Origin of the sequence: Pseudomonas sp. TWI628 (genome assembly GCF_039673865.1) — a bacterium.
Lineage (GTDB): Bacteria > Pseudomonadota > Gammaproteobacteria > Pseudomonadales > Pseudomonadaceae > Aquipseudomonas.
Window position 1 is genome coordinate 35,944 of record NZ_JBDJMM010000022.1, and the last position, 26,581, is coordinate 62,524.

Annotated in this window: 31 protein-coding genes and 1 tRNA gene; 11 read left to right on the top strand and 21 right to left on the bottom strand. The window is 61.7% G+C overall.

Annotated elements, in window-relative coordinates; translation table 11 throughout:
* Positions 1-4: 4 nt before the first annotated feature.
* The 8 genes from ABE528_RS18085 to ABE528_RS18120 all read right to left on the bottom strand — a co-directional run bounded on the left by ABE528_RS18085 (position 5) and on the right by ABE528_RS18120 (position 5,863).
* Positions 5-964: a glutathione S-transferase family protein gene (locus ABE528_RS18085; RefSeq protein WP_346653686.1), complete on the bottom strand. Its 960-nt coding sequence runs from the start codon at positions 962-964 to the stop codon at positions 5-7.
* 93 nt (positions 965-1,057) lie between these two features.
* The gene (locus ABE528_RS18090; protein WP_346653687.1) at positions 1,058-2,062 is read right to left on the bottom strand and encodes a glycosyl transferase family protein; all 1,005 of its coding nucleotides are present in this window, start codon (positions 2,060-2,062) and stop codon (positions 1,058-1,060) included.
* Positions 2,059-2,394 (bottom strand): TusE/DsrC/DsvC family sulfur relay protein, encoded by a 336-nt coding sequence (locus tag ABE528_RS18095; RefSeq protein WP_085674362.1) that lies wholly within the window; start codon positions 2,392-2,394, stop codon positions 2,059-2,061. The genes ABE528_RS18090 and ABE528_RS18095 overlap by 4 nt, the downstream gene beginning before the upstream one ends.
* A complete protein-coding gene (gene tusB, locus ABE528_RS18100) occupies positions 2,391-2,687 on the bottom strand; it encodes a sulfurtransferase complex subunit TusB (RefSeq protein ID WP_346653688.1) in 297 nt (98 codons plus the stop codon). Before tusB ends, ABE528_RS18095 begins: the two co-directional genes overlap by 4 nt.
* A complete protein-coding gene (gene tusC / locus ABE528_RS18105) occupies positions 2,687-3,046 on the bottom strand; it encodes a sulfurtransferase complex subunit TusC (protein WP_152956000.1) in 360 nt (119 codons plus the stop codon). The genes tusB and tusC overlap by 1 nt, the downstream gene beginning before the upstream one ends.
* A gap of 1 nt (position 3,047) precedes the next feature.
* Positions 3,048-3,440, bottom strand: coding sequence for a sulfurtransferase complex subunit TusD (tusD, locus tag ABE528_RS18110; RefSeq protein ID WP_079227317.1), 393 nt, complete (start codon positions 3,438-3,440; stop codon positions 3,048-3,050).
* Positions 3,441-3,527: 87 nt separating this feature from the next.
* The gene (locus tag ABE528_RS18115) at positions 3,528-4,907 is read right to left on the bottom strand and encodes a uracil-xanthine permease family protein (protein WP_152956001.1); all 1,380 of its coding nucleotides are present in this window, start codon (positions 4,905-4,907) and stop codon (positions 3,528-3,530) included.
* A gap of 284 nt (positions 4,908-5,191) precedes the next feature.
* Entirely contained in the window at positions 5,192-5,863 is a 672-nt protein-coding gene (locus ABE528_RS18120) for a Bax inhibitor-1/YccA family protein (RefSeq protein WP_060511118.1), read from the bottom strand.
* Between the two features lie 132 nt (positions 5,864-5,995).
* Between ABE528_RS18120 and ABE528_RS18125 the strand changes: the two genes are divergently transcribed.
* A tRNA-Ser gene (locus ABE528_RS18125) sits at positions 5,996-6,083 on the top strand.
* Between the two features lie 76 nt (positions 6,084-6,159).
* Here the strand turns inward: ABE528_RS18125 and ABE528_RS18130 are convergent.
* The 3 genes from ABE528_RS18130 to ABE528_RS18140 all read right to left on the bottom strand — a co-directional run bounded on the left by ABE528_RS18130 (position 6,160) and on the right by ABE528_RS18140 (position 7,696).
* Positions 6,160-6,417, bottom strand: a complete 258-nt coding sequence (locus tag ABE528_RS18130) for a DUF2790 domain-containing protein (RefSeq protein ID WP_346653689.1) — start codon at positions 6,415-6,417, stop codon at positions 6,160-6,162.
* A gap of 109 nt (positions 6,418-6,526) precedes the next feature.
* On the bottom strand, positions 6,527-6,997 hold the full coding sequence (gene cynS / locus ABE528_RS18135) for a cyanase (RefSeq protein ID WP_085622528.1): 471 nt from the start codon (positions 6,995-6,997) through the stop codon (positions 6,527-6,529).
* A gap of 39 nt (positions 6,998-7,036) precedes the next feature.
* Positions 7,037-7,696: a carbonic anhydrase gene (locus tag ABE528_RS18140; protein WP_152956004.1), complete on the bottom strand. Its 660-nt coding sequence runs from the start codon at positions 7,694-7,696 to the stop codon at positions 7,037-7,039.
* A 110-nt stretch (positions 7,697-7,806) separates the two neighbouring features.
* Here ABE528_RS18140 and cynR point away from each other — a divergent pair, with 110 nt between their 5' ends.
* Positions 7,807-8,694 carry a transcriptional regulator CynR gene (gene cynR / locus ABE528_RS18145; protein WP_152956005.1) on the top strand — a complete coding sequence of 296 codons (888 nt, stop codon included), beginning with the start codon at positions 7,807-7,809 and terminating at the stop codon, positions 8,692-8,694.
* A 152-nt stretch (positions 8,695-8,846) separates the two neighbouring features.
* On the opposite strand, the gene ABE528_RS18150 is transcribed toward cynR, so the two are convergent.
* Both ABE528_RS18150 and ABE528_RS18155 read right to left on the bottom strand, forming a co-directional pair.
* Positions 8,847-9,323, bottom strand: coding sequence for a nuclear transport factor 2 family protein (locus ABE528_RS18150; RefSeq protein ID WP_152956006.1), 477 nt, complete (start codon positions 9,321-9,323; stop codon positions 8,847-8,849).
* A gap of 225 nt (positions 9,324-9,548) precedes the next feature.
* Positions 9,549-10,118: a TetR family transcriptional regulator gene (locus tag ABE528_RS18155; protein WP_152956007.1), complete on the bottom strand. Its 570-nt coding sequence runs from the start codon at positions 10,116-10,118 to the stop codon at positions 9,549-9,551.
* A gap of 248 nt (positions 10,119-10,366) precedes the next feature.
* Between ABE528_RS18155 and ABE528_RS18160 the strand changes: the two genes are divergently transcribed.
* From ABE528_RS18160 to ABE528_RS18180, 5 genes are all read left to right on the top strand, one after another.
* Positions 10,367-11,383 carry an alpha/beta hydrolase gene (locus tag ABE528_RS18160; protein WP_346653690.1) on the top strand — a complete coding sequence of 339 codons (1,017 nt, stop codon included), beginning with the start codon at positions 10,367-10,369 and terminating at the stop codon, positions 11,381-11,383.
* Positions 11,384-11,614: 231 nt separating this feature from the next.
* On the top strand, positions 11,615-12,955 hold the full coding sequence (locus ABE528_RS18165; RefSeq protein ID WP_346653691.1) for a cytochrome C: 1,341 nt from the start codon (positions 11,615-11,617) through the stop codon (positions 12,953-12,955).
* Between the two features lie 4 nt (positions 12,956-12,959).
* Complete coding sequence (locus tag ABE528_RS18170) at positions 12,960-13,451, top strand: sorbitol dehydrogenase (protein WP_346653692.1); 492 nt, start codon at positions 12,960-12,962, stop codon at positions 13,449-13,451.
* Positions 13,448-15,706 (top strand): GMC family oxidoreductase, encoded by a 2,259-nt coding sequence (locus ABE528_RS18175; protein WP_346653693.1) that lies wholly within the window; start codon positions 13,448-13,450, stop codon positions 15,704-15,706. The genes ABE528_RS18170 and ABE528_RS18175 overlap by 4 nt, the downstream gene beginning before the upstream one ends.
* Positions 15,707-15,941: 235 nt before the next feature.
* Positions 15,942-16,451 carry a hypothetical protein gene (locus ABE528_RS18180; protein WP_346653694.1) on the top strand — a complete coding sequence of 170 codons (510 nt, stop codon included), beginning with the start codon at positions 15,942-15,944 and terminating at the stop codon, positions 16,449-16,451.
* A gap of 52 nt (positions 16,452-16,503) precedes the next feature.
* Here the strand turns inward: ABE528_RS18180 and ABE528_RS18185 are convergent, their stop codons facing one another.
* Positions 16,504-16,758: a hypothetical protein gene (locus ABE528_RS18185; protein WP_152956013.1), complete on the bottom strand. Its 255-nt coding sequence runs from the start codon at positions 16,756-16,758 to the stop codon at positions 16,504-16,506.
* Positions 16,759-16,890: 132 nt separating this feature from the next.
* A complete protein-coding gene (locus ABE528_RS18190) occupies positions 16,891-17,070 on the bottom strand; it encodes a hypothetical protein (protein WP_152956014.1) in 180 nt (59 codons plus the stop codon).
* Positions 17,071-17,214: 144 nt separating this feature from the next.
* Here ABE528_RS18190 and ABE528_RS18195 point away from each other — a divergent pair, with 144 nt between their 5' ends.
* Positions 17,215-18,093, top strand: a complete 879-nt coding sequence (locus ABE528_RS18195; protein ID WP_346653695.1) for a LysR substrate-binding domain-containing protein — start codon at positions 17,215-17,217, stop codon at positions 18,091-18,093.
* Positions 18,094-18,180: 87 nt separating this feature from the next.
* Here the strand turns inward: ABE528_RS18195 and ABE528_RS18200 are convergent, their stop codons facing one another.
* Both ABE528_RS18200 and ABE528_RS18205 read right to left on the bottom strand, forming a co-directional pair.
* Positions 18,181-18,636 carry a transposase gene (locus tag ABE528_RS18200; protein WP_346653696.1) on the bottom strand — a complete coding sequence of 152 codons (456 nt, stop codon included), beginning with the start codon at positions 18,634-18,636 and terminating at the stop codon, positions 18,181-18,183.
* 179 nt (positions 18,637-18,815) lie between these two features.
* Complete coding sequence (locus tag ABE528_RS18205) at positions 18,816-20,033, bottom strand: amidohydrolase family protein (protein ID WP_346653697.1); 1,218 nt, start codon at positions 20,031-20,033, stop codon at positions 18,816-18,818.
* Between the two features lie 283 nt (positions 20,034-20,316).
* Here ABE528_RS18205 and ABE528_RS18210 point away from each other — a divergent pair, with 283 nt between their 5' ends.
* Both ABE528_RS18210 and ABE528_RS18215 read left to right on the top strand, forming a co-directional pair.
* The gene (locus tag ABE528_RS18210; protein ID WP_346653698.1) at positions 20,317-21,471 is read left to right on the top strand and encodes an MFS transporter; all 1,155 of its coding nucleotides are present in this window, start codon (positions 20,317-20,319) and stop codon (positions 21,469-21,471) included.
* A gap of 108 nt (positions 21,472-21,579) precedes the next feature.
* Positions 21,580-21,969 (top strand): NUDIX domain-containing protein, encoded by a 390-nt coding sequence (locus ABE528_RS18215; RefSeq protein WP_346653699.1) that lies wholly within the window; start codon positions 21,580-21,582, stop codon positions 21,967-21,969.
* A gap of 48 nt (positions 21,970-22,017) precedes the next feature.
* On the opposite strand, the gene ABE528_RS18220 is transcribed toward ABE528_RS18215, so the two are convergent.
* The 3 genes from ABE528_RS18220 to ABE528_RS18230 form a co-directional block, all read right to left on the bottom strand.
* Positions 22,018-22,203, bottom strand: coding sequence for a hypothetical protein (locus tag ABE528_RS18220; protein ID WP_152956018.1), 186 nt, complete (start codon positions 22,201-22,203; stop codon positions 22,018-22,020).
* Positions 22,204-22,516: 313 nt separating this feature from the next.
* A complete protein-coding gene (locus ABE528_RS18225) occupies positions 22,517-23,290 on the bottom strand; it encodes a helix-turn-helix transcriptional regulator (RefSeq protein ID WP_152956019.1) in 774 nt (257 codons plus the stop codon).
* A 34-nt stretch (positions 23,291-23,324) separates the two neighbouring features.
* The gene (locus tag ABE528_RS18230; RefSeq protein ID WP_346653700.1) at positions 23,325-24,557 is read right to left on the bottom strand and encodes an MFS transporter; all 1,233 of its coding nucleotides are present in this window, start codon (positions 24,555-24,557) and stop codon (positions 23,325-23,327) included.
* Between the two features lie 281 nt (positions 24,558-24,838).
* Here ABE528_RS18230 and ABE528_RS18235 point away from each other — a divergent pair, with 281 nt between their 5' ends.
* The gene (locus ABE528_RS18235) at positions 24,839-25,126 is read left to right on the top strand and encodes a DUF3303 family protein (RefSeq protein WP_152956021.1); all 288 of its coding nucleotides are present in this window, start codon (positions 24,839-24,841) and stop codon (positions 25,124-25,126) included.
* A 284-nt stretch (positions 25,127-25,410) separates the two neighbouring features.
* On the opposite strand, the gene ABE528_RS18240 is transcribed toward ABE528_RS18235, so the two are convergent.
* Positions 25,411-26,580: an MFS transporter gene (locus ABE528_RS18240; RefSeq protein WP_152956022.1), complete on the bottom strand. Its 1,170-nt coding sequence runs from the start codon at positions 26,578-26,580 to the stop codon at positions 25,411-25,413.
* Between the last annotated feature and the right edge of the window lies 1 nt (position 26,581).

Sequence of the window (26,581 nt, forward strand, 5' to 3'; positions counted from 1 at the left end):
TATCTCAAGCCTGATAGATCCCTTTGCCCGCCAACCGCTCCCGGTCATGGGGCTGGTTGAAGTCCTGCAGCGGCCCCTTGGGCACGATGCCGTTCGGGTTGATGGTCTTGTGGCTCATGTAGTAATGCTTCTGGATGTGCTCCATATCCACAGTCCCGGCCACGCCCGGCCACTGGTACAGCTCGCGCAGCCAGTTGGACAGGTTGTGGTAGTCGCTCAGGCGGCGCAGGTTGCACTTGAAGTGCCCGTGGTACACCGCATCGAAGCGCACCAGGGTGGTGAACAGGCGCACATCGGCCTCGGTCAGGTACTCGCCGGCCAGGTAGCGATTGCGGCCCAGCAACGCTTCCAGATGACCCAGTTCGTTGAACACCTCATCGAAGGCAGCCTCGTAGGCGTCCTGGGTGGTGGCGAAGCCTGCGCGGTACACGCCGTTGTTCACCGCCGGGTAGATGCGTTCGTTCAGCGCTTCGATGGTCGGGCGCAGCGGCTCGGGGTACAGGTCCAGGGTGTTGCCGGTCAGCTCGTTGAACGCGCTGTTGAAGATGCGGATGATCTCCGACGACTCGTTGTTGACGATGCGCTTCTCTTTCTTGTCCCACAGCACGGGCACGGTCACGCGGCCGGTGTAGTGCGGGTCGTCCTGGGTGTAGCGCTGGTGCAGGTACTGCAGGGCGTCGAGGTGGTCGCCAGTGGAGCCTTGCTGCTGGTCGAAGGTCCAGCCATGGTCCTGCATCAGCCAGCTGACCACCGACACGTCGATCAGTGGCTCCAGGCCTTTGAGGGCGCGGACGATCAGAGTGCGGTGGGCCCATGGGCAGGCCAGCGAAACGTACAGGTGGTAGCGGCCGGCTTCCGGGGCGGGCAGCTGATTGCGGCGCTGGGCGTTTTCGCGTTTGAAGGTGCCGTCCTTGCCGTTTTCATACCACTGGTCGTGCCAGCGGCCGTCGATCAAAAGGCCCATGCTGAGCTCCTCGGAAACAAAGTTGTTTGTCGTTGGAGCCCAGTCTAGGGCAAATCGTTCGAATAACTAGCGCAAAAACCGCCCTTATACTATCTAGTTATTCGATTTGTTTCGTGCGGCCCAGTAATCACGAGCGGTGGCAAAGGCCTGTTCGCGATCCTGGCCCAGCCCACGCAGCGCCAGGGCCATGGTCGCTACCACGGCCATTTCGCCGTAGCTGTCCTCGGCCTCGCCGCGCCAGACTGCCAGTAGCTGCTCGGGTTGCAAGCTTGGTGGTTTCACATGGCGGCGTTCGCTCAGCGCCGGCCATTCCTCGTCCCAGGCTTCGCCTGCACGGGTGCCGTACAGGTGGCTGATGACATCCGGGTTGACCTCGATCTCGCCGCCATCGCCCTTGATCACCACGGCATGGTCGCCGAGCAGGCGGCTGGCTTCACGGTGTACGGCCTGGTAGCCGGGGTGGAAGATGCTCTGCAGGCCGCAGCGTGCGCCCAGCGGATTCAGCACCCGCGCCAGGGAGTGGATGGGCGAGCGCAGCCCCAGCGTGTTGCGCAGGTCGATCATCCGCTGCAGTTGCGGGGCCCAGTCGTGTAGCGGGGCGAAGGCCAGGCGCTGTTGGTCGAGGGCTTGGCTGACCGCTGCCCAGTCGCGGCACAGCGGGATGTCCAGCAGCGCCAGCAGCTGTTCGGTGTACATGCGCCCAGCCGTATGCGCGCCGCCACCGTGCATGAGGATACGCACGCCATTGGCGGCCAGGCACTTGGCGCTCAGCAGATACCAGGGCAGGTGGCGCTTCTTGCCGGCATAGGTCGGCCAGTCGATATCCACGGCGATGCGCGGCGCCTGCAGGTGCGCACGCAGGGCTTCGGTGAAGCCGGCGAGCTCCTCGGCGCTTTCTTCCTTGTGCCGCAGCAGCATCAGGAAGGCACCCAACTGGGTGTCTTCGACCTTGCCTTCGAGCAGCAGGGTCATGGCGGCACGGGCTTCCTCGCGGGTCAGGCCGCGAGCGCCGCGTTTGCCTTTGCCAAGGATGCGCACGAATTCGGCGAACGGGTGTTCGGCCGGGGTTTCCAGGGTCAGCGGGCGGGCGTCGGTCATATGCAATTGGTCGGCTTGGGCAGGCCCGCCAGCTTGGCGGCGAGTTTGGCGGGAGTGCCGTTGAACAGGCGGTTGAGGTGCGGGCTGTTGCCCTTTTCCGTGCCCAGCTTGAGCGCGGTGTACTTGATCAGCGGGCGGGTGGCCGGCGACAGCTGGTATTCGTCGTAGAACTGGCGCAGCAGTTCGAGGATTTCCCAGTGGTCGGCGGTCAGGGCGATGCTTTCGCGCTCGGCCAGGGCCTCGGCGACGGGGTGCGACCAGTCTTGCAGGTCGACCAGGAAACCGTCCTTGTCCAGGGCGATGGCGCGATCGCCGACGTTCAGCGTACTCATAGCCAGCTGTTGACCTTGTCGTAGTGCAGTGACAGCTCGACGAAGGCCTGGTAGTCCACGGCCTTGGCCAGCGCGCTGCTGATGCCCCGGGCCTGCAGGTCTTCGTCGAGGGCGAACAGGCGCTGCGCCAGGTTGGCAGCCTGCAGCTGGTGCTGGCAGTCACTGCCGTCGCGCAGGGCATAGACCGCATCGCCGCACAGCAGCACGCCGTCGTCGGCGCCCAGCAGGCGCAGGCAGCTGTCCAGGCGCTCGTCGCCGAACGGGGAGTGGGATAACACGTGCAGGGTTGGCATCAGAGCGTCACCACTTGGTCGAAACGGGCAATCAGGGCTTGCAGGGCTGCGTTGTCCAGCACCTCCACCGGCAGCTCCAGGCCATCGGCGGCCAGGCCACGGCGCGCCAGGCTGTGCTGGCAGGCAAACAGCTCTTCGACGCCAAACATCGGCAGCGCCTGCAGGTTGGCGGCGAGGTTCTTTTGCTCCACCGCGGCAGGTTGCTGGCCGGGCGCCAGCTGGAACACGCCGTCATCGAGGAACAGCATGGCCAATGGCAGGTCGAAGGCACCGCCGGCCAAGGCGATATCCAGGGCTTCGCGGGCGGATGGGCCGTTCCACGGTGCCTGGCGGCTGATGATCAACATGGATTTGGCCATTTCAGTCGCCTCCGAAGCAGACCAGGCGGTCGGCAGTTTGTGCGGCTTCGTGCAGCTGACCGAGGCCAGACAACTCCCACGGCTTGGGCAGGTTCACCGCCGGGCGTTGGTAGCGGCTGGCTTCGGCTTCATCGAGCACGCCACGGCGCAGCGCGGCAGCGATACACACCACCGCGTCGAGCCGGTTGATGTCGATAAAGGCCCGCCACTGGGCGGCGATGTCCTGTTCATCCTGGGGCGCGACCACGTTGGCCGAGGCGCTGTGCACCCCGTCCTGATAGAAGAACAGCCGGGCAATCTCATGCCCGCCAGCCAGCACCGCCTCGGCGAAGCGCAAGGCGCGGCGCGAGGAGGGCGCATGGGCCGGGGAAAAAACCGCGATAGCGAATTTCATGGATAACTCGTGCAAAGGAATGCCGCCATGATAAAGCAAAAAGCCCGCGCAAGTGGGCGCGGGCTTTGTTGGCAGGGCAGGCGCGGGTCAGGCGTTTTCCTTGCTCTCCGGCAGGAACCAGTTCAGCACCAGGGCGCAGATGCCACCGGTGGCCACACCCGATTCCAGCACATTGCGGATCGCCGCCGGCATATGCGCGAGGAACTCCGGCACCTGTGCCACGCCCAGGCCCAGCGCCAGCGACACGGCGATAATCAGCAGGGCGCGGCGGTCCAGGCGAGTACTGGCGAGAATATTGATACCCGACGCGGCAACCGCACCGAACATGACCATCGCCGCGCCACCCAGCACCGGCTCAGGCACTGCCTGAATCACACCGGCCACGCTCGGGAACAGCCCCAGCACCACCAGCATCGCGGCAATCCAGATACCGATATGGCGGCTGGCAATACCGGTCAGCTGAATCACGCCGTTGTTCTGGGCGAAGATCGAACTGGGGAAGGTGTTGAACAGGCCGGCCAGCAGCGAGTTGGCACCGTTGACCAGCACGCCGCCCTTGATGCGCGACATCCACAGCGGCCCCTCGACCGGTTGGCGCGAGACCTTGCTGGTGGCGGTGACGTCACCGATGGCTTCCAGCGAAGTCACCAGGTAGATCACCAGCATCGGAATGAACAGTGCCCAGGAGAAGCCCAGGCCGAAATGCAGCGGTGTCGGCACTTGGAACAGCGCGGCTTCATGCATGCCGGTGAAGTCCAGGCGGCCCAGGTAACCGGCCAGGGCATAGCCGACAGCCAAGGCGATGACGATGGCGCAGCTGCGCATCCATACCACCGGGATGCGGTTGAGGATCACGATCACCGCCAGCACAGCGCCCGACAGCAGCAGGTTTTCGCCGTTGGCGAAGGTACCATTGGCCATGGCGCCGAAGCCGCCACCCATGCTGATCAGGCCGACCTTGATCAGGGTCAGGCCGATCATCAATACGACGATACCGGTCACCAGCGGAGTGATCAGGCGTTTGACGAATGGCAGGATGCGCGACACGCCCATCTCGACGAACGAGCCGGCAATCACCACGCCGAAGATCGCCGCCATCACGCTTTCCACCGGCGTGCCTTGCTTGACCATCAATGCGCCACCGGCAATCAGCGGCCCGACGAAGTTGAAGCTGGTGCCCTGTACGATCAGCAGCCCGGCACCGAACGGGCCGAAGCGCTTGCACTGGACGAAGGTGGCGATACCGGAAATCACCAGCGACATGGAGACGATGAGGTTGGTATCGCGAGCCGAAACGCCCAGCGCCTGGCAGATCAGCAGGCCAGGGGTAACGATGGGTACGATGATCGCCAGCAGGTGCTGCAGGGCTGCCAGCAGGCCGATCAACAGCCGTGGCTTGTCCTCGAGGCCAAGTACCAGTTCGTTGGCAGGCGCCGCCGCGCCTGGGCTGTGTTCGTGTGAGCTCATCGGTGAAGCTGCCCCGGAAGAAAAAAGGAGCGCATTCTACGGGCTGAAGTGCGATTACGGTAGGGGAAGGTACGATGGCGACATGATCGGCGACCATTTGCCTGTTTTTCTGACTTTTAAGTCAGTGATCGGGGGGTAGGCTGACAGGTGCCTGACTGGGGTATTTAGGCGGCGCTCGATCTCCCAGGCGCTAAACCCCTCAAGGCGAGCACTCCACAACCCCACCCCATTTCCACCACGCAAAGAAAAGCCCGCCGAAGCGGGCTTTCTCAAGCAGCAATCAATCAGTCATCACGACCCATGATGCCAAACAGCTGCAGCAAGCTGATGAACAGGTTATAGATCGAAACATACAGGCTGATAGTCGCCATGATGTAGTTGCGCTCACCGCCATGAATGATCGCACTGGTCTGGAACAGAATGCAGACCGACGAGAACAGCACGAAGCCAGCGCTGATCGCCAGTTGCAGGCCGCTGATCTGGAAGAAGAAGCTCGCGACCACCGCACCCAGCAGGACAAAGAAACCAGCGGTGATGAAGCCGCTGAGGAAGCTCATGTCCTTGCGGGTAATCAGCACATAGGCCGACAGGCCACCAAATACCAGGGCGGTCATGGCAAACGCCGAGCTGACCACTTCAGCGCCACCGGCCATGCCCAGGTAACGGTTGAGGATCGGGCCGAGGATGAAGCCCATGAAACCGGTGAGGGCAAAGGTAGACACCAGGCCCCAGACCGAATCACGCAGTTTGTTGGTCAGGAAGAACAGGCCGTAGAAGCCGATCAGCACGACGAACACGTTCGGGTAACCGACACGCATCTGCTGGGCGACGAAGGCCATGACACCGCTGAAGGCGAGGGTGAGTGCCAGCAGGCTGTACGTATTGCGCAGGACCTTGCTGACCTCCTGCTGCTCGGCTTGCTGGCCGTGGTGTACGGCATAATCCTGTTCGCGCATGGCGACACTCCTTATGGATCCGTGGTTTTGAACGTTCAGATGCAAGCAGTCTAACAGAGGCTCCGCAACCCGTGACACAGAGAGTTTGACAGCGTGTTTCATTACGGTATTATGGCGGCCGCAAAACGAGCTGGAAGCGTGGCCGAGTGGTTTAAGGCAACGGTCTTGAAAACCGTCGATGGGCAACTATCCTAGAGTTCGAATCTCTACGCTTCCGCCATATTTTCAGCAAAGCCCCGATTATTCGGGGCTTTTGCGTTTCTGGGCTTTTTCAAAGCCTGAAGCGAAAGCGCCCATCAGTTGTTAGAACAGCCATTCCCCACCACGCGGTACTCCATGATATGGCGCTCGCCATTGGAGTCGTCATAAGTCAGCTGCATCGGCACAACATCGCAAACATTGGCTACCGGCGTAACAGCCACAACGTGCGCGATATCGAGGTTCTGAGCGTAGCGATAGGGTTCGACCGTAATCTGTGCAGTCTGAATACCCTGATCATCGGCCATCGCAACAGACCCAAGGCAGCCTAGGAACAAAACGAGTAACAGTTTCATGGTAATCACCTGTACTGAGGGCGCAAGAAGGCCTGAGCACCCAATCGGCGCTCGTCCGTCATAAATGTTGGGGGTGGCCCGGCGCCGTAAGGCGCCGGGCTGAGCTACATCAGAAGGGCTTGGTAGGCAGGTACTTGCCGTCCAGGGTGATCACAGCACGGTGGCCACCGTCCGGATCTTCGACCTTCTTGATGTCCAGCTTGAAGTTGATGGCACTGATGATGCCGTCACCGAACTTCTCGTGAACCAGGGCTTTGAGAGTGGTTCCATACACCGACATCATTTCGTAGAAGCGGTAGATGGTAGGGTCGCTCGGCACGCCATCGAAGAAGCTGCCGCGGATCGGCATCGATTGCAACAGCGCCACTTGATCAGCGTCGAGGTCGAGCTTCTCGCCCACGACCTTCGCGGCGCTTTCTGGCAGCGGATGTTGGCCAAGCAGGGCAGCGGTGACAAAGGCCTCGGACAGGCCGGTACCGTCAACGATTTGCGCAAAGGAAAGGTCCTTGCGAGCCTTGGCCAAAATGATAACTTCGGTCAGTTCCTGGCGAGCGGTGCGGGTGGCTTGAGTCTGGATCATGGTGAATCTCCTGGGTAAATAAAGGTGCAGGTGCAGGTTTCAGGCGACGTGCCTGGCTTGCTGGGAAACGGCGTGGACTTCTGGGTTTTCCGCGAGAGACACGAAGGTGCCGGTACTGCCATCAAAGGCGTCGATACGTCCGGTCTCGATGTCATAGACCCAGCCATGCAGGGTCACACGGCCTTCTTCGAGAGCCAGGCGGACGGATGGGTGGGTCTGGATGTTGGCCAACTGCGCGACCACGTTTTCGCGCACCATGGAAGCAACTTTGCTTGGGCCATCAGCGTGCTGACGGGCCTCATTAACGACCTTGGCCGAGTCGGCGTACCGCAACCAACCGGCCACGGCGGGCATGTGATCCAGGCACTTGCAGGTGGCAATGGCGGTCATCGCGCCACAGTCGGAGTGGCCGCAGATCACGATGTCTGCAACGTTAAGTCCTGCGACCGCATATTCGACAGAAGCCGAAACGCCACCTGGCTCTGGCCCATACGACGGCACGATATTGCCGGCGTTGCGGATTACAAACAGATCGCCTGGCTCGCGTTGGGTGACCAGCTCGGGCACCAGTCGGCTATCAGAGCAGGAGATGAAGAGCGCCTTTGGCGCCTGCTGATTGGCAAGGTCCTTGAACAGTTTGACCCGCTCAGGAAAGGCGTTTTTTTGAAACTTCAGAAATCCGTCAATGATCGCTTTCATGGTTGCTGTCTCAATGTCGCTGGGTGTGAGACAAAGATTAAGCAGTGCATGGCATAAGGTAAAAGTCTCATTTATTATGAGTCGAATCAGATTTTCTTATGGGAATGGTCATGCTCGCTCGACACATCCAGTACTTCCTGGCCGTTGCGGAACATCTCAGTTTCACCAAGGCTGCAGCGGCGCTGCATGTCTCTCAGCCGGCCCTTTCTCAGCAAGTAAGGCAGTTGGAAGAGAGTTTGGGAGCCCAGCTGTTTGACCGCTCAGGCCGCACAACGCGTTTGACTGACGCGGGGGATGTCTATCTTCTGTATGCGCGCCGTGCGTATCAGGAATTGCAGGAAGCCAAAAGGGCTATACATGATGTCAGCGACCTCAGCCGTGGCTCATTGCGTGTTGCCGTAACGCCGACGTTCACGACCTATCTGGTGGGGCCGCTGATTGAGGCATTTCACTTCAGGTATCCCAAGATCACCGTCAACCTGAAAGAGATCTCCCAGGAGCGTATCGAGGAGCTGCTGCTGGCGGGAGAGTTGGACGTAGGGATCGCGTTCGATGAAATACATGCACCGGACATCGAAGCCGTCCCCTTGCTGAACGAAACGCTCGCTTTGGTTACGAGCCGCAGACACCGCCTGGCCAAGGAACGCTCCATTACCTCGCACGGCCTGAGTGCTGAGTCTTTGGTCTTGCTCAGCACAGAGTTTGCCACGCGCGAGCAAATCGACCGCTACTGCCGCAAATATGAGATTCGCCCTAAGGTGCAGATGGAGGCCAATGCCCTAGGCGCAGTGATCGAGATCGTTCGCCGGACGAATCTCTCGACCTTATTGCCTGCCAGAATTGCGTTGGCCCATGACGACCTGGTGGCCATCACGCTAGAGCCGGAGCGCTTGCAGCGACGGGCCGTTCTAATGCGGCGCAAAGACGCTTTCCTGAGCGCGGCGGTGCGGGTTTTCATTGAGCTGGCGAAAGAAGTATCCAGCGACCTTGATGAGTGAGACCCATGCGCAGGTGAAGAAAGCCCCCTATTGGCTTTCTAGCCGCCGACGGCGCGCAGATCTATCGCAAAAAAGCCGTAATAGGGATCACGAATCGCGGCTAAACGAAAAAACCTGATCCTTTTAGTGAAAAGGATCAGGTTAAGGATGACTTACAGGCCGAGTTCAGTCAGACCTGGATGGTCATCCGGACGGCGACCCAGTGGCCAGTGGAACTTACGCTCGCTTTCCTTGATAGGCATGTCGTTTATGCAAGCGAAACGACGGTGCATCAGGCCATCAGCTTCAAATTCCCAGTTCTCGTTGCCGTAGGAGCGGAACCAGTTACCGGAATCATCATGCCACTCGTATGCGTAACGGACGGCGATGCGGTTATCGGTAAAGGCCCAGAGCTCTTTGATCAGGCGATAATCCAGCTCTTTTTTCCACTTGCGGGTAAGGAAGCCTTTAGCCTCCTCGCGATTGGTAGCAAACTCAGCACGGTTACGCCATTGGGTATCCAGCGTGTAGGCGAGCGCAACTTTCTCGGCATCGCGGCTGTTCCAACCATCTTCAGCCAGTCGAACTTTTTCAATCGCTGTTTCGCGAGTGAAAGGAGGAAGTGGCGGGCGAGTTTGGGCATTGGACATGGTGGTGCCTCCAGATTAATTGGATCATTCAGGAACATGCGTGCTTGTGGAACACGGGCCTAAAGCAAGGCCCGTTAGATCTTCGATTGCGGGGGTAAAGCTGTGTTGCCAACTACAAGGTTGAAACCTGTTGCTATCGTGGCGGGCGAGTTTGGGCATTGGACAGGGTAATGACCCCAGTCTCGTTGGATGATAACTATGAGTAGTGTCTCTGACGCTCAGTCTTTAGGGCGCGAGCGCTCTCAGCAACATCTGCGCAACTTCCTTTGCATTATCAGCAGCGTGATAATCACCCATGACACGCGCCGTGGTGATTGCGCCTTCCATCAAAATAAATAACTGCCTGGCTAAGACCAACGGTTGCTCGGTATTCAATTGCTCAGTCAGTTCAAGCGTATAGTCCAAGAGCTTTTGCTTGTGCAGCTTTGCGATCTGGCGGATGGGGTCTTCAGGATCCCCAACTTCGCCTGCCGTGTTAATGAACGCACAGCCGCGGAAACCATCCGTCTCGAACCAGCTCTTCAAAACAGTAAACATGTTCAGTATGCGATCGTACGGCGTAGCGGCTTTGTCGCATTCAGTCCTGAACCATTGCATCCAGCGTACGTCGCGGGCGCTCAAGGCCGCAGCTGCGACATCATCTTTGGTGGCGAAGTGGTTGTAGATACCCTTCCTTGAAACGCCAGAGGTCTTCACCAACAGGTCCATGCCCGTGGCATGAATCCCGTTTTCGTAGATGAGTTTCTCGGCGGTGGCCAGGATCTGGGCTCTGTGATCTATCGTTGGTCTGCTCATGGATTCAATGTAGAACGATCGTTCTCTCCGGTCAAGCACCACACGGTAATTTTTCGATAAGGGGGGCGAGCCTCTGTCAGGGCCGGCGGTCCATGGGGCTGATGCACTGACTTAATCGAGACGATAGCGGGAATATATTTTGCGCGCAAAATATTATCGCGCAAAGTTAGCCTCAAGCAGCAAGCATCCGCCCGAACACTGCAGGCAACCAGAACTGAACGCCTGCCCACGCCCTAGGAGCTCAAACCATGAAACTGTCCCGAACCCTCACCGCCGGCCTGCTGGCTCTGGCTGTCAACAGTGCCTTCGCCGCTGGTAGCCCTGGCGTGGAACACACCACCCAAGGCTTTCTTGAGGCTCTGGCTGCAGGCGGCGGCAAGCCGCTGGAAACCTTGCCGCCGAAAGACGCCCGAGCGGTGCTGACCGGCGCCCAGGCAAGCGTGAAAGTCGACGTGTCCGGTATTCAGGTCGAGCGCCGTACCATCCAGGCCGATGGTCAGCCGCTGGAGATCAGGGTAGTGCGGCCGGAGGGCGCTAAGGGTGACCTGCCGGTGTTCATGTTCTTCCATGGTGGTGGCTGGGTGTTGGGCGATTATCCGACCCACGAGCGGCTGATTCACGACCTGGTAGTGGGCTCTGGTGCGGCAGCGGTCTACGTCGATTACACGCCATCGCCCGAGGCCAAGTTCCCCACAGCGATCAACCAGGCGTACGCCGCCACCCGCTGGGTCGCTGAGCATGGCAAGCAGATCGGTGTCGACGGCAGCCGCCTGGCGGTGGCTGGCAACAGCGTCGGCGGCAACATGGCTGCGGTAGTAGCTATCAAGGCAAAGGAAGCCGGTACTCCGAAGCTGCGCTTCCAGGCACTGCTGTGGCCCGTGACTGATGCCAACTTCAACAACAGTTCCTACAACCAATTCGCCGAAGGGCACTTCCTGACACGCAACATGATGCAGTGGTTCTGGGACAGCTACACGACTGATCCGAAGCAGCGTGACGACATTCACGCATCGCCGCTACGTGCCAGCCTTGATCAGTTGAAAGGTTTACCGCCGGCACTGGTACAAACTGCTGAAATGGACGTGCTGCGTGATGAAGGTGAAGCCTATGCTCGCAAGTTGAATGCCGCTGGTGTGCCGGTAACCGCCGTGCGCTACAACGGGATGATTCACGACTTCGGCCTACTCAACGTCCTGGGCGAAGTGCCTGGTACCCGAAGTGCGATGGACCAAACTGCACAGGCGATCAAACAGCACCTCCAGTAACAGCGGCAATAAGGGCCGGGGCGAACGTTGTCGCCCCCGGTCATTGAGCGGATGAACAGGTCGGGGACAGTGCTGTCCTCGGTATTATCCCTACCGCTAGTCGGATATTTCTAAGGGGTCTGGTGCGACGACTAGCCTCCAGCCTAGCGTCAGGGATAACGCTGAACATTCGGCCCATGGAGGGCCAGTACGCCTCGTCGTCCCGACGCTTTATCTGCTGAGGAGACGATAATGAAAATAACCCTGAAACGCTTGGCGTACATGGGTGCAAGCTTCACCAGCGCGCTAGCCATGGCCGATGCGGCCAGCCCGCCGGCGCTGTCACCTGCGATACCCTTCGACGTCACCGCCAATCCCCCCATCACCCTGGACAACCTGCAGCACGATTTCGACGTGCTGTCGTGGCAGACATTCGTCGCGCTGAACTGGCCCGCCAACGCCGACGGCAGCGCCAACACCTCGGCGAAGATCGGCGCGCCGGGGCAGACGGTCTGGGAGTCATGGAAGGAGAGCTACGAGATTTTCCTGCCCCAGGGCCAGAAGCCGGTCGCCTGGAATCAGAAGGCGCCGCTACCCGCCGCCTGCCAAGGCAAGGGTGACCTGCCTGTGCTGCAGCAGATGGGCAAGGTCGCCGGTGTGCTCGACGAATTCATCCAGCCGTTCAAAACCGGCCCGCTGGTGGACCAGCACGGCACCTACACGCGCAACGCGATCATGGTCAACCAGCCGATGTTCGATGACATCGTCAACAATGGCCTGTACAGCAAGGAAGGCCAGCAAGCGTTCCTGAGCAAGGCCGACAACCGCATCGCCTTCGCCTGCGGTTCGCAAAAGGCCCAGCAGGTCGGCGCCATCATGGTCAAGTCGGCCTGGAAAGTGCTCGATGGCAGCGACAACCCGGCGGATTTCCACTCCGTCGACGCGTTGGTCTACACGCCGGGCAACGCCGACCCGAACAAGGGCGCGTTAATCCCCGAGTCGTGCAGTGCGCAGAAGGTCGGGCTGGTCGGCCTGCACATCGTCCACAAAACCAACGCTGCGCCGCAGTGGGTGTGGTCGAGCTTCGAGCACGTGCGCAACGTGCCGGAAAAGACCACGCCGCTCAACGAGCGCAAAGGCCCCTACCTGTTCTACGACGCCCAGGCCAGCGATCGCCCGGTGAACGAGCCACCCGCGCAACCGTGGGACCCGTCGAAGAAGGCCACGCCTTCGCAGATCGTGCGGGAAATTCCGCTCACCGCCGCAACCCACCAGCTCAACGTGCAGTGGCAGGGCGCGCTCAAGGGCACTGTATGGGCAAACTACCAGTTGATCAGCACCCAATGGCCAACCGACCCCGCCGATAACTGTCAGATACCGTCGCCAACCAACCCACTCGGCACGCCAGCGCCGAACTTCCTGGCCAATGCCACGCTGGAAACCTACAACCAGGGCACGACGCCGCAGGCTTCGTCCAGTTGCATGGAATGTCACAACAACGCGACCACCCGCGTGACCCAGTCACCGCGCACCAGCTTCGCCGATTTCACCTTCCTGCTTGAACGTGCCCAATCCACTGGCGCCAAGGAGTGATGCCATGAGCGACCCGAACCTGCAGAACTTCATCGACCTGTCCGCCGTGCTCACTGGCCTGTCAGCCGACCTGCTGGCGCCTTCGATCGACCCGATCAACCTGCCGCCGGTGTTCTTCGCCACCGCACGGCAAGGCATGGGCACCGCAGCGTTCAGCAACCTGCTCGAGCTGTACGTCAGTATCAAGAGCCAACCCCCAGCGCAGATTGCCAGCGCCGTGCTTGGCAACGCGGACGCGCAGATCGCCCAGGGCGCCCGCTCGATCATGAAGCTGTGGCTGCTCGGCAGCTGGTACCAGCCTTATGACCAAGGCAATGCCCACGCGGGCGACACCCACGTGGTCTCCGACCAGGCCTACAAGGAAAGCTGGGCGTGGAAGATCGCCCAATCCCACCCCATGGGCTACAGCCAGTACCACTTCGGTTACTGGGCCGAGCAGCCACCGACCCTCAAGCAATTCACCGGTGTCGACGCCAAGGAAGGGCAGCAGCCATGAGCACTCTCCACACCCAGAACATCGAAACCGCCGATGTGATCGTCGTGGGCGCCGGCATGGCCGGCAGCGTCATGGCCTACCAGTTGGGCCTGGCCGGCTTGAAAGTGCTGGTGCTCGAGTCGGGCCCGGCGATTCCGCCGAACCGCAGTGAGTATCTGGAGCGCTTCTACACCGCCGTGCTCAAGTCGCCTGAGTCGCCATACCCACCGGAGCAGACCGAGCAGACCCCGGCCACGCAGTTCGCCCCGCGAGCAACTATCCAGGACTTGATCACCGCCGGCAGCAGCGACCCGAACAAGGTGCAGAAAAGCTACCTGGTACAGAAGGGCCCGCAACTGTTCGCCAGCACCTATGAGCGGGTAGGCGGCGGCACCATGTGGCACTGGATGGGCACGGCCCTGCGCCTGTTGCCCAACGACTTTCGCATGCGCAGTGCGTACAACGTCGGGGTCGATTGGCCGATCAGCTACGACGACCTGCAGACCGCCTACTGTCGCGCCGAGGAGGAGATGGGTGTGTCCGCCGATGTCGCCTCGCAGACCTACCTGGGCGTGACCTTCCCGCAGGGCTATGAGTACAGCATGCACGGCATCCCGCCGTCGCTGGTCGACCAGGGCCTGGGCAAGAACGTTACGGGCACGGTGTACCAGAGCGCGGAGAAGGCGCCCGACGGCAAGCCGTACCCAGGCGTCACCCTCAATGTCCGGCAGACCCCGGCCGGGCGCAACTCGCAGAACGACAACGGCCGCCGAGTGTGCGCGGGCAATACCAGCTGCACGCCGATCTGCCCGATCCAGGCCAAATACGACGCCACCGTGACCATGGCCAAGGCACTGGATACCGGCAACGTGCGCATCCTCTACCAGACCGTGGCCAGCGAGGTTCAGGTCGATGCCGATGGGGTCACGGGTATTGATTTCATCCAGTACCAGAACGATGGCACGCGTCAGAACGGCACGGCCCAGGGCAAGCGCTACGTGATCGCCGCCCACGCCATCGAAACGCCGAAGCTGCTGCTCAACTCCATCGGCCCGAACAGCCCTGAAGGGGTTGCCAACAGCAGCGGCCAGGTCGGCCAGGCGTTGGCCGACCACCCGGTGTACCTGGCCTGGGGCCTGATGCCTGAAGGCAAGCCGCTGTTCCCGTTCCGCGGGCCGTTGTCCACCTCGGGGATCGAGGACATGCGCGATGGCCCGTTCCGTAGCCAGCGTGCTGCCTGGCGAATCGAGATCGGCAACGAGGGCTGGAACTGGTCGGTGAACGACCCCTACGCCTCGGTCTGCGATTTCATCGACGGCACCAACAACGGCGGCGCCAACCCCGACAAGCTGGCGTTGTCCGGCCAGGCGCTGGTGCAGCAGCTCAACAGCGTGCTGACCCGCCAGTTCCGTCTGGGCTTCCTGATCGAGCAGGTGGAGAAAGACCCCGACAATGCGCTGTGCCGGGTGGAGAGGACCACGGCGTTCACCGACGGCTTGGGCCTGCCTCGGCCTCAGATCACCTACGAACTGTCCGACTACACCAAGGAGGGCTTCAAGCAGGCGCGCCTGGCCGCCACGCATATCATCACCGAGCTGATGGGCGCCACCGAGCTGACCAACCTGAACCCTAAGCTTGAACCCGGCTCACAAACGGTGTTCGAGTACGACGGCCAGCACTACGCGTTCTTCGGCGCTGGCCACCTGATGGGCACTTACCGCATGGGCTCGGACCGCACCAAGTCGGTGGTGGACAAGGACCAGCGCAGCTGGGACCACCCCAATCTGTTCCTGGTTGGCGACGGCGTGTTCCCCACCACCGGCACCGCCAACCCGACCTTGACCATCACCGCGCTGACCTTCCAGGCCGCCGACGTGGTGGCCAGCGACCTGCTCAAGCGCACGCTGCAGGTGCAAGCCAACCAGGCATGGCAGGGTACGGGCATGCAGGTCAATGGGCAGAGCTGGCAGGTGGCGGTCTGTACGGGCGGGCAGTGGACGGCCAACCCGGCCACCGGCATGGTTGGCGCGCAGGGCAACCCCGCGTTGATCGCCAAGCCCGGCTACACCTTGCCGGGGCAGAACGAAGGGGCGTTGATCGGGCGTATCGGCAGCAACGGCGTGCCGTTCCTGGTGGGTAACCAGGTGCAATTGCCGCGTGGCCAGCAGGGTGAGTTGCAGCTGTGCATCAATGACGACCTGGCGGGACGATATGGGGCTGGCCTGAGCGATAACCTGGGCAGCCTGTCGGTGGAGGTGCGTTTCGGCGCGCTGTAGGCGCTGTCATGCCAACCCCATGGTGCTCCGGCAATGCCGGAGTATTGTGGGGTTGCTCTCTCAGCCCTGGTGAATCAGCGGTTCGCTGCCATGCGCCGGCTACCGCAACTCTTGCAAACGCCAAGGCAGCCGCTGCTGCCGACAAGCGAGCAAGCTGCAAGGCAGCGAAAAATCTGGTTTCCTGACACTCCCGAGCAAACCGTTTTTCGGATGCTGAAAAGCCACCAGGAATGAAATGAGAAAGTACCTTACCGTAACAATCGCACTGCTGGCCCCGCTGCTGCTCAGTGCCTGCTCCACAACGGGCACAGCCAAAGCACCCAGCGAAACGGCAATCACAACGCCCAAATACCTGAAAAGTGACTTGTACGGTGTCTGGTACTCCAACGCCGATGACGGCACCTCTCAGGCGCTGGCGTTGCTGCTGCTCAAGGCAGACGGTTCAGCCACCGACTTCCTGATCCTCAGCGAAAAAAACTCAATGCAGAAGATCGTGCAGCAGTCGTCCTGGTCGTACGACGCTGAACGCAATGTCTTCGAGCAGACAGTCAGCGAAGTATCCATTCAAAAAGGCAAGGCGCCCGCAGCGGTCACTCATCCGCATGAAGTCATCCGGGCATCGGTCGAGCTGATCAAGCTGGATAACAAAGTGATGGGCATCAAGTTCAAAAGGGAAGATGGCGAGGTCACCGGCTACCTCAAGGGCAGCGCCGCCATGCTCGAAAAGCTCAAGCGCATCCAGTAAGCGCGCTTGCCCATGGTGCAATCGAACGCCCGCCGAAGCGGGCTGATGGCTTTCACGATTCCATGACCGGGCATTCCACCCGCAAGAAGGGGAAAAGTTCGTCTGGATTTCGGCATTCGTCGTTCAGCTTCACGCGCGCCGCTTCTGCAAGCGAGCGAGTCGAGTAGCTCGGCTTCAAGCGCAGTTTTTCTTGATTGTCATAAATGTCGAAACCACCCGAAACCGTAGCGGCGTAGAAGCGGGACCCTGATTGAAAGGATTCTTTTTCGATGGGTACAGCTGGAACGATAACAAATCTTGTTTGCATGACCCGTGCCTCCCCAGACATTGACCTTAGTATTAGCCTGAGGTGTGAAGGCATCAATATGACTCATCGAGACGATTCAATGGCGCGCCGTGTCAGTGCTGTCAGGCAACCGTTTGCGAAGCAGGCGGCTGTTCAACCTTGAGCTTTCTGCCGCTGCGAGCGCTGGATACGGTTGACCGCGATCTGCACGCAGGCTGCCACGACACAGAGCAAACCGACTTTCCAGCTGCCCTCAAGGCCAAAATGCTCGGCCAGTTTCCCCGCGATGATCACGCACACGAAGATGGCCACAGGTAGGATCAGTTTGTTCATCAGGTCTTCCGGGGAGGGGCAAAGAAAGGCCCAAGTCTACTTCACTGGGCTTGCCCCGTGACAAAGGACAGCAATAAGCACTTCCCCGCGACTCAGCTTCAGGCATCATGCTCCTAGCCCCACTCGAAAACCGACCCCCTGCCAATGACTGACAGCACCAAATCCAACCGCGCCATCTACGACCTGGACATGCTTCGCGCCGTGGTCATGGTGGCCGACTGCGGCAGCTTCACCACCGCCGCCGCGCGCCTGCACTCCACCCAGTCCACGGTCAGCCAGAAGGTGCGTCGGCTGGAGGAAATGGTCGGCCACCAACTGCTCGACCGCAGCAACCGCGAGGTGCACCCGACCGACGCCGGGGAAACCCTGCTGCGCTACGCACGGCATCTGCTTTCGGTGAGCAACCAGCTGAGCGAGGCGATGTCGGGCGGGGTCTCGGTCACGGTGCGCATCGGCCTGCCGGACGATTTTGTCGCGGGCAAGACGATGCAGGCGCTGGCGGCTTTCAACCGGCTCAACCCGACGGTCAAGCTGGAGATCACCGGTGGCCTGAGCCGTGACCTGATGAGCACCTATGACCGCGGTGAGTTGGACCTGGTGCTGGTCAAGCAGCGCCGCCACAGCCGCGAGGCCAATGCCTGCCAGCCGGAGCGTATCGAGTGGATCGACAGCGCGCAGTATCCGAGCTTCGCCCAGGACCCGATCCCGCTGGTGACCTTTCCACCGCGCGGCCTGTACCGCGATGACATGATCAGCGCGGTCGAGGCCATGGGCCGCAGTTGGCGCATCGGGTTTACCAGTTCGAGCCTGGCGGGTATCCAGGCAGCGGTTGCCAATGGATTGGGGGTCAGCCTGTTGCCGTCGCGGGTGGTGGCGGCTGGGCATCGGGTGCTGGGGGCGGAGGAGGGGTTCAAGCCGATTCGAGTGTTCGAGGCAGCGATCTTCCATCGGCCTACGGCGGATCCGATGGTCAAGGAGCTGGCCGAGATTCTGATTGGCATATTGCGGGCAGAGGCTGAGTAAGCGGGGGGCCGCAGAGCGGCCCATCGACGCGCTTCGTCGCCACGATAAGCGCGGCTCCCACAGGTGTGGATGACCTAGTCAAAATAATCAGAGCCAGATTGCATCCCAATGTGGATAGTCGCCAACTCTCTCGACCAGGCCTGCCCGCTTCGGGTTCATGATGATGTATCGCGCGACTGCCCGAATGTCTTCTTCACGGCGTAATGCCCGGTCATGAAAACCCTTCTGCCACAGCTGACCGCTTCGTCCTTTGTGCCGATTGACCATCATGGTGCTTCGCGATTTCACACGTCGCATCAGTTGCCTCAAGCTCATTGGCCCGAGCTCGACCAGCCAGTGAAAATGGTCGGGCATCACCTCCCAGGCCAGAGATTTGGCGACACACTCTTCCTGAGCCAGGCGGAACTGCGCCACCAGCAAACGTGCCGAGTGAAAGTCTGTGAATTGAGGTGCCCTGCCCAGCGTCGTGCTGGTCAGGAGATACAGCCGGCTGGTTTCCGAAAACCGGCCAAGCCTCAATCGATCTGAATGGGGACGATCCATGTTCCCTGCCTCCTGATAATTTACCCATCAGGTTAGCGGCCGTGAGTTTATCGCAGGGGTAACAATTGGTACCTGGTGTATCTGTAGGGGGGCTGCTTTGCAGCCCATCGCCGGCAAGCGCGGCTCCTACAGGAAATGCACAGCCCTGAGGGCCAGCGCAGTCCACCCTATGGGTCTCACTAGCGACTCAGTTCTACAGCAAATTGCGCAGCCTTCAACTGCAACTGCGCAGGCCCGCCCCAGAATGCGCCATGGCGCACGATCACCCGTTCATGGATGGCCGCCGCCACCGCCGCCGCAGCATTCGGCGCCTTGAACAGAATAAAGCTGGCTTCATTGCCCACCTTCAACCCGTAATCCTGCTTGCCCATCACCCCGGCACTGGCCACGGTCGCCATCTCCAGCGCTACCCGCAGTTCCTCGTCGGTATTGAACCCGGAGCGGTAACTGACCAGCATCGCCCGCTGCAGCATGTCGCCGTTGCCGTAGGGCCACCAGGCGTCCTGGATATTGTCGTTGCCAGTGAACACCCGCACGCCACCGGCACGCAGGCGCAGCACAGGCGGGAAGGCGTGCTCGCCTGGGGCATTGGTCATGATCGAAACGCCGGCACGGGCCAGCACTTCGGCAGTGCGGTCAACCACGGCATCACTGACATCGCCCAGGCCATAGGCGTGGCTGACCGCCACCAGGCCTTGCATGCCCAGTGCCTGGGTACGGGCGGCGATGCGCGCGAGCTGGGCGATGCAAGTGTCGCCCGGTTCGTGCAGGTGGATATCGACCTTCACGCCATGCCGGTCGGCAATGCCGAACACGATATCCAGCTGGGCTTCGGCGTCGCCGTCCAGGGTGGTCGGGTCGATGCCGCCGACTACCTGCACGCCTTCACGCACGGCGGCTTCCATCACTTCGGCAGTGCCGGGGCAGGTCACTACACCGGCTTGCGGGAACGCCACCAGCTCAATGTCGATCAGGTCTTTCCACTTGTCGCGGGCTTCGAGGATGGCACGCAGGTTGGTCAGCCCGGTGGTGGCGTCAACGTCGACATGGCAGCGCATGGCCAGGGTGCCGAACGAGGCGGCCTGGCGGATCAGCGCGTCGGCGCGCTCGACGATTGGCGGGGCGCTGGCGAGTTCGCGTTTTTCCACGGCCAGGCGCTCGCGCAGGCTGGCGACCGGCTGGTGCGGTCGCCAGCGGTCGCCGACGAAGCTCTTGTCCAGGTGGATGTGGCCGTCAACGAAGCCGGGCAGTACCAGCAGGCCTTCGAGGTCGATGGAATCAACGGCGGCGGTGCTGGCGCGCTGCGGGCCGATGTGGCTGATGCGCCCGTCGCGCACGGCAATGTTCAGGGGGTGGCCATCGGCGTCGATGGCATTGATGAACTCACGGTCGTTCATGATGGGGGCCTTTTTTCCGAGGCTTGAGTAGCGTCATACGGTAGGGATGATCCCGGCCCCCCACAAATTAATTATCAGGATCGACCACAGTGCATTTCTTGATGCAGGCAAGCGCATTTGGCCTGCATTAAAAAGTCCACTGAAGTCGATTCTGATAATTAACTTTCAAAGCCTTCGAACTCGGCCCAGGATTGACCGCGTGACCAGCCGCGCCGCCTGATACGGCGCTTTCAGGGCTGCTCAACACCCACAATAAAAACAAATGCCGTATCGGAGTCCTGCCATGATCAATGATTCCAAGCTGCTGCGCGCCGCCTTGATTTTCATTGCCTGTACTTCATTCATTGTCTGTGGCGTGCAACCCATTTTCATGGGTTTGGTCACCGAGCAACTGAGCCTGTCGCTCGACCAGCAGGGCTGGGTGGTGTCGGTCGAGATGATCGGCATGACCCTGGGCACCTTGCTGTGCCCGATCCTGATGAAGCGCCACGGTGGGCGCAGCCTGTGCCTGTCGGTTGGGGCACTTTGCGTGGCCCTGAGCGTCGCCACTGCCTTCGCCAGCACCCACACGGCGTTGCTGATCGTGCGCCTGGCGGCCGGCACCTGCGCCGGGCTGGTGTATGCCTATGCGGTGTCGACGTTGGGCCGCCTGCCCAATCAGGACCGTTCGTTCGGGTTGATGCTGTTGCTGCAGACGCCGGAATACTCGCTGTTTTCCGCAGCGCTGCCATTGCTCGCCGCGCAGAGCGGGACGGTGACCGCCTTGTGCGCATTCGGCCTGTGGTACCTGCTGATCTGTGCTGCCAGCCTGGTGCTGCCGCGTCGCCCGGCAGTATCGCTGGCAAGCAGCGAAGGTTCACCCGCCCAGGGTGGTTCGGCGCGCACCGGGCGCACGGCGCTGGTGGGCATGCTGTTCATGCAGATCGCCATCTATTGCGTGTGGGGTTTTATCGACCAGCTGGCGCGTGACCAGGGCATCGACGGTGTCGATATCGGCTGGGCGTTCGGGCTGTCGGCCATCGGCGGTCTGCCCGGGGCAGGGCTGCCTAGCCTGCTGGGGGCGCGGGTCAACCGTCAGCTGATGATCGCCGTGGGGCTGGTGGCGGTGTTCATCTCCATTGCCATGCTCACCGGCCACACCCGCACGCCGATACAGCTGTTTGTCGCGTTGTTGCTGATCAATTTCGGCTGGGTGCTGTCGCTGTCGTACTACATGGCGCTGATCACCACCAACGACCCGACCGGCAAGCTCACGCCGCTGGTCAGCATTACCTTGATGGGCGCGGCGGCGGTGACCCCGGCACTGATCGCCCTGCTGGTGGAGGGCTCCAACCAGCCGCTGATCTTCCTGCTGGGCACCGGGGCGCTGGTGGTTGCCTTTGCCGTGACCTGCCTGGGGGCGGGGCGCCGGGCGATGCGCAGCAAGGCAGCTGTCTGAACTATCACGCGCCGGTCATGGTCACTCAATCAACACATTACCCTCCTACAGTCGGGACAGGAGCCTTGCACGGCTCCAGTCCGGTCAACCGAATGGGATCGCGCGCGCATGAAGGCAATGGACACGGCTACAGCCAGACGCAAGGGCATCAAGCTCCGCGCCACGGTGATCTACCGCAAGGATGGCGAGGTGCTGTTCGTACGCAAGCGCAACGCCAAATGGAACCTGCCAGGCGGCACGGTGGAGCGCGATGAAACGCCGTTGCAAGCGGCGCATCGCGAGATGGTCGAAGAGACCGGCCTGGCCTTCGACGAGTTGCGCTACATCGCCGAGTTCAGGGAGGACAAGGTCATCCACTACCTGTTCGAAGCCCGCAAGAGCGCGTGCAAACCGCGCCCTTGCAACGAAATCGAGGCCTGCCGCTGGATCAAGCCAAAGGCGGTAGGCAAGCGCCGGGTAAGGCGCCCGATCAAGACCCTGCTCAAGCGCTGCGCGTGAGCTTACGCACTTGCAAAAACGCCCCGCGCTGACGGGGCGTTTGCTTTTCTACTGCAGCGTCGGCGGTTTGGCCGCTGCAGGCAATGCAGCCACTACTGCCTCTATTCGCGAAATTTCCCGCCCCAGTCGTTCAGCTTCCTGATGCTTGCCTTCGGCCTTCAAGCGATCCCGCTGCCGACGCAGGTTGAGCAAATTCTTCTGCAAGGCCAGGCCGGATTTATTGTATTGATCCATGTTTCTCTCGTGGCATTGGCATCCGTGCCGTTGTAGGAAAAATGGACCGTATCAGTGACAAATTCTTGCGGGAACTGGGGTTTCATACAGGAAAATGGCGATACAGCGATTTTGCCTACATTGCACGAAGGAAGCGTCCTACAAAATCACCTGCGGGTTGTTTCAATTCATTTTCATCAAAAGCCCGCCAAATGCCCGTATTTGCTGAGCTTTTCGGCAAACTGGCTATGCCACGGGGATTGGCGTCGCAGCCAAGGCGTTTTCGCCCTGGCCGCAACGTTATGTAGCAATTGCGACGCCGGCGGTGCTCTGCTCACTTGAAGAATTGACTGGGCGTGATACCGAACTGGCGCTTGAACATGCTGGCAAAGGCGCTGGGGCTGTCATAGCCCAGCGTGCCCGCCACATCGATGATGCGCTGGCCTTGGGCGATGCGCTCCAGCGCTTGCATCAGCCGCGCCTGCTGGCGCCACTGGCCGAAGGTCATGCCGGTTTCCTTGCGGAACAGACGCTGGATGGTCTTCTCGTCGACGCCCAGGTGTGCCCCCCAGTCGGCCAGGGTCGAACTGTCCTGCGGCCGCTCGTGCAGGGCCGAGCAGATGGCCCGCAGGCGTTTGTCGCTGGGCTGCAGCAGTTTCAGCGGCAGGGTTGGCAGCACGCAGATCTCGTCGAGGATCAGGCGCATGATCCGCGCTTCGCGTGAGTCCTCGACAAACGGCCCGGCGAAGTCGACCGACGCCTTGATCAGCTCGCTGAGCAGCGGTGAGATGCTGATGGCCTTGCTTGCCAGCGGCAGGTCGAGCGCTGCAGCGGGGTGCACGAACACGCTGCGCATCTTCACGTCACCGACGCAGCGGATGGCGTGCACCTGGCCGCAGGGCATCCAGATGCCGCGGCTGGTAGGCACGGTCCAGCGTTCGGCCTGGGACTCGACCAGCATCAGGCCCTTGATGGCGTAGATCAGTTGGTGCTTGGCATGCGAGTGAGCGGCGATGTACCAGTCTGGCGGGTAGTCGGTTGCCCGGCTGGCCACCTCCCAGGGCCATTCATCGACCTCCATCAGCAGTTCGTGCTGGGGTTTGACCATGATGCTCTCGTCCAGTCCAACAGGCGCGGCCATCTTAGCAGCAGCGGGCAGGCCGTGCTTTCGAGCGGGTTGCCGGCAGCAGCGCGGTGGCCAGGCCCAGCAGCGGCAGGAACGAGATCACCTGGTACACCCACTCGATGCCATGCAGGTCGGCCAGTTCGCCAAGGCCCGCGGCACCGATGCCGCTGATGCCGAACATCAGGCCGAACATCACCCCCGAGACCATGCCGACGCGGCCAGGCACCGCCTCCTGGGCGTAGACCACCAGCGCGGCAAAGGCCGACGACATCACCAGGCCGATGGCCACCGCCAGTACCGCAGTCCAGGCCAGGTTGGCGTAGGGCAGGGCGAGGGCGAACGGGGCCACGCCGAGGAACGAGATCCAGATCACCGCCTTGCGCCCGATGCGGTCACCCACTGGCCCGCCGGCAAAGGTGCCCAGGGCCACGGCGGCGAGGAACACGAACAGGTACAGCTGGCTTTGCTGCACGCTCAGGCCGAAGTGCTCGATCAGGTAGAAAGTGAAGTAGTTGGTGAACGACGCGATGTAGACGAACTTGGCGAACATCAGCACCGAGATCACCCCGACCGCGCGCCACATCGCGCCTTTCGACAGCCCCGGCGCCTGCTGCCCGGCCAGGCCCTTGAGCTGGATCTGGCCGTGGCGTATGGTCCAGCCGGTGACGCGCAGCAACACCAAGATGGCCAGGGCGGCTGCCAGCATGAACCAGGCAATGGCCGCCTGGCCGTGGGGGATGACGAGGGCGGCAGTCAGCAGTGGGCCGATCGCGGAACCTGTGTTGCCGCCGACCTGGAAGGTCGATTGCGCAGTGCCGAAGCGCCCGCCGGAGGCCATGCGCGCCACCCGCGAGGCTTCCGGGTGGAAGGTCGCTGAACCGATGCCCACCACCGCGGCGGCGAACAACAGCATTTCGTAACTATTGGCCAAAGCCAGCAGGGCGATGCCGACCAGGGTGAACAGCATGCCGGTGGGCAGCAGGTAGGGCATGGGGCGCTTGTCGGTGTACATGCCGACCCAGGGTTGCAGCAACGAAGCGGTCACCTGGTAGATCAGGGCGATCCAGCCGATCTGGGCGAAGCTCAGCGAGAAGTCGCGCTTGAGCATCGGGTAGATCGACGGCAGCACGGCCTGGATCAGGTCGTTGAGCAGGTGGGCGAAGGCGGCGGCACCGACGATGCGGACCAGAAAGCCCTGGGGTTGATCGGCGGTGGCGGTCGGGGCCAAGGTGGCGGCAGGAGTCGTCATGGGCGAGGCTCTTTTTCGAGTGAGGGCAAGGCATTGCCCGACGGAGGTTATCCAGCCGGGCAATGCCTGTCTCACGTCGAACAGGCACTCACTGTCGCGATTCGGACATTCAGTCGTCAGGGGGGCGTTGTCGATCACCAAGCGGTAGAGATTCCGACAGCCAGGCGGGCAAGCGGCTGTTCATCCTGCTATGCCTAACTATGGCGCATTCACTCGCCCCAGGCCCCGGCGCCCCGGGGGCGAGTGTCTGGCACAGGTGCCGAGCAACTGGGAGGTGCCACATGCTTTTCATCATTCAGTGGAGCATTGCCCCGGAAAACCGCAACGCCGTCATGGCCCGCTTCGCCAAGACTGGCGGCCTGCCACCCGCCGAGCTGAAGGTCCATGGCCGTTGGCATGCAGTCGGCGAGCTGCAGGGTTTTGCCGTGGTCGAAAGCAATGACCTGCAACCTGTCTTGCATTGGACGATGGACTGGAGCGACCTGGCGCACATGCAGGTCAGCCCGGCGATGACCGATGCAGAGCTGGCCCCGATACTGGTGGCGGCAGTGAACAAGATGACGCACTGAGTGGCGTAGTCAGGATGGCTGGGGGTGTCGTGCCTGCTCTGGCCATCCACTTCAACAGCGTGGCGCTGGGTATCGCCACCGTTGCCGTAACGTAGCCGATAACGGCTGGCGATCAGATCGCGTCCATCCACCGGTGGGTGATCATCCGGGAGTAGGGCTGCGGGGATGATCAATGTGGGACTCAGATTCTGATGTTGCTTCGGCCTGCCTCATCGCCGGAAAGCTGGCTCCCACCGGTGTTTCACGGGGCTCAATAGCGGTGATTCACCTGTGAGAGCGGGTTGTTAAGCTGCCTTCAGCTTCTGCTCGGTAGCCTTGTTGCGCCCTCCAAGCCATACCAGCAGCAACCCGGCAGCTGCCAGTACGCCACCCGCCATCGGCACTGCGGCATAACCGAGGTCCAGGCTGATCACTGCGCCGCCCAGCGCTGCGCCAACCGCGTTACCCAGGTTGAACGCACCGACGTTGATCGACGACGCCAGCCCGGGCGCTTCGATGGCGGCGGTCATCACCCGCATCTGCAGCGGCGGCACCACGGCGAAGGTGAACATGCCCCACACCAGCAAGGCGATGGCGGCACCGATATGGCTGCCCAGCACCAGCGGCATCAACAGCATGATCAGCGCCAGCACGCCGAGGAAGATGCGCGCCGAGCCATCCAGCGACCAGTCGGCCAGGCGGCCACCGAGGCTGTTGCCCAACGTGAAGCCAATGCCGATCAGCACCAGGCCAAGGGTGACGAAGCTGTCCGAGGCGCCGGTCAGTTGCGCCAGCACCGGCGCCACGTAGGTATACAAGGTGAACATGGCGCCAGCCCCCAGCACCGTGGTGGCCATCGCCAGCAGCACGCTGGGACGGGCGATCACCGCCAGTTCCCTGCGCACATGCGGCACGCTACCACGCTCACCCTTGGGCAGGGCGTACCACAGGGCCGCCATGGCCAGCAGGCCGAGCACCGCCGTGCCGGCGAACGCCATGCGCCAGCCGACCTGCTGGCCAACCCAGGTGGCCGCCGGCACACCGCCGATGTTGGCGATGGTCAGGCCCATGAACATGGTTGCCACGGCGCTGGCCTGTTTGTCCTTGGGCACGACGCTGGCGGCCACCACGGCGCCAAGGCCGAAGAAGGCGCCATGGTTGAGGCTGGTGACCAGGCGCGAGGCGAGCAGGGTGTAGTAGTCCGGTGACAGCGCCGAAAGCAGGTTGCCCAGGGTGAAGATCGCCATCAGCGCCATCAGCGCCGCGCGTTTGCCGAAGCGGCTGAACAGCAAGGTCATGATCGGCGCGCCGACCATCACGCCGATGGCGTAGGCGGTAATCAGCATGCCAGCGCTGGGGATGCTCACGTCAACGCCTTGGGCAATCACCGGCAGCAGGCCCATCGGGGTGAATTCGGTGGTGCCGATGCCAAAGGCACCGATGGCCAGGGCGAAGAGGACGCGTCCGGCTTTCATT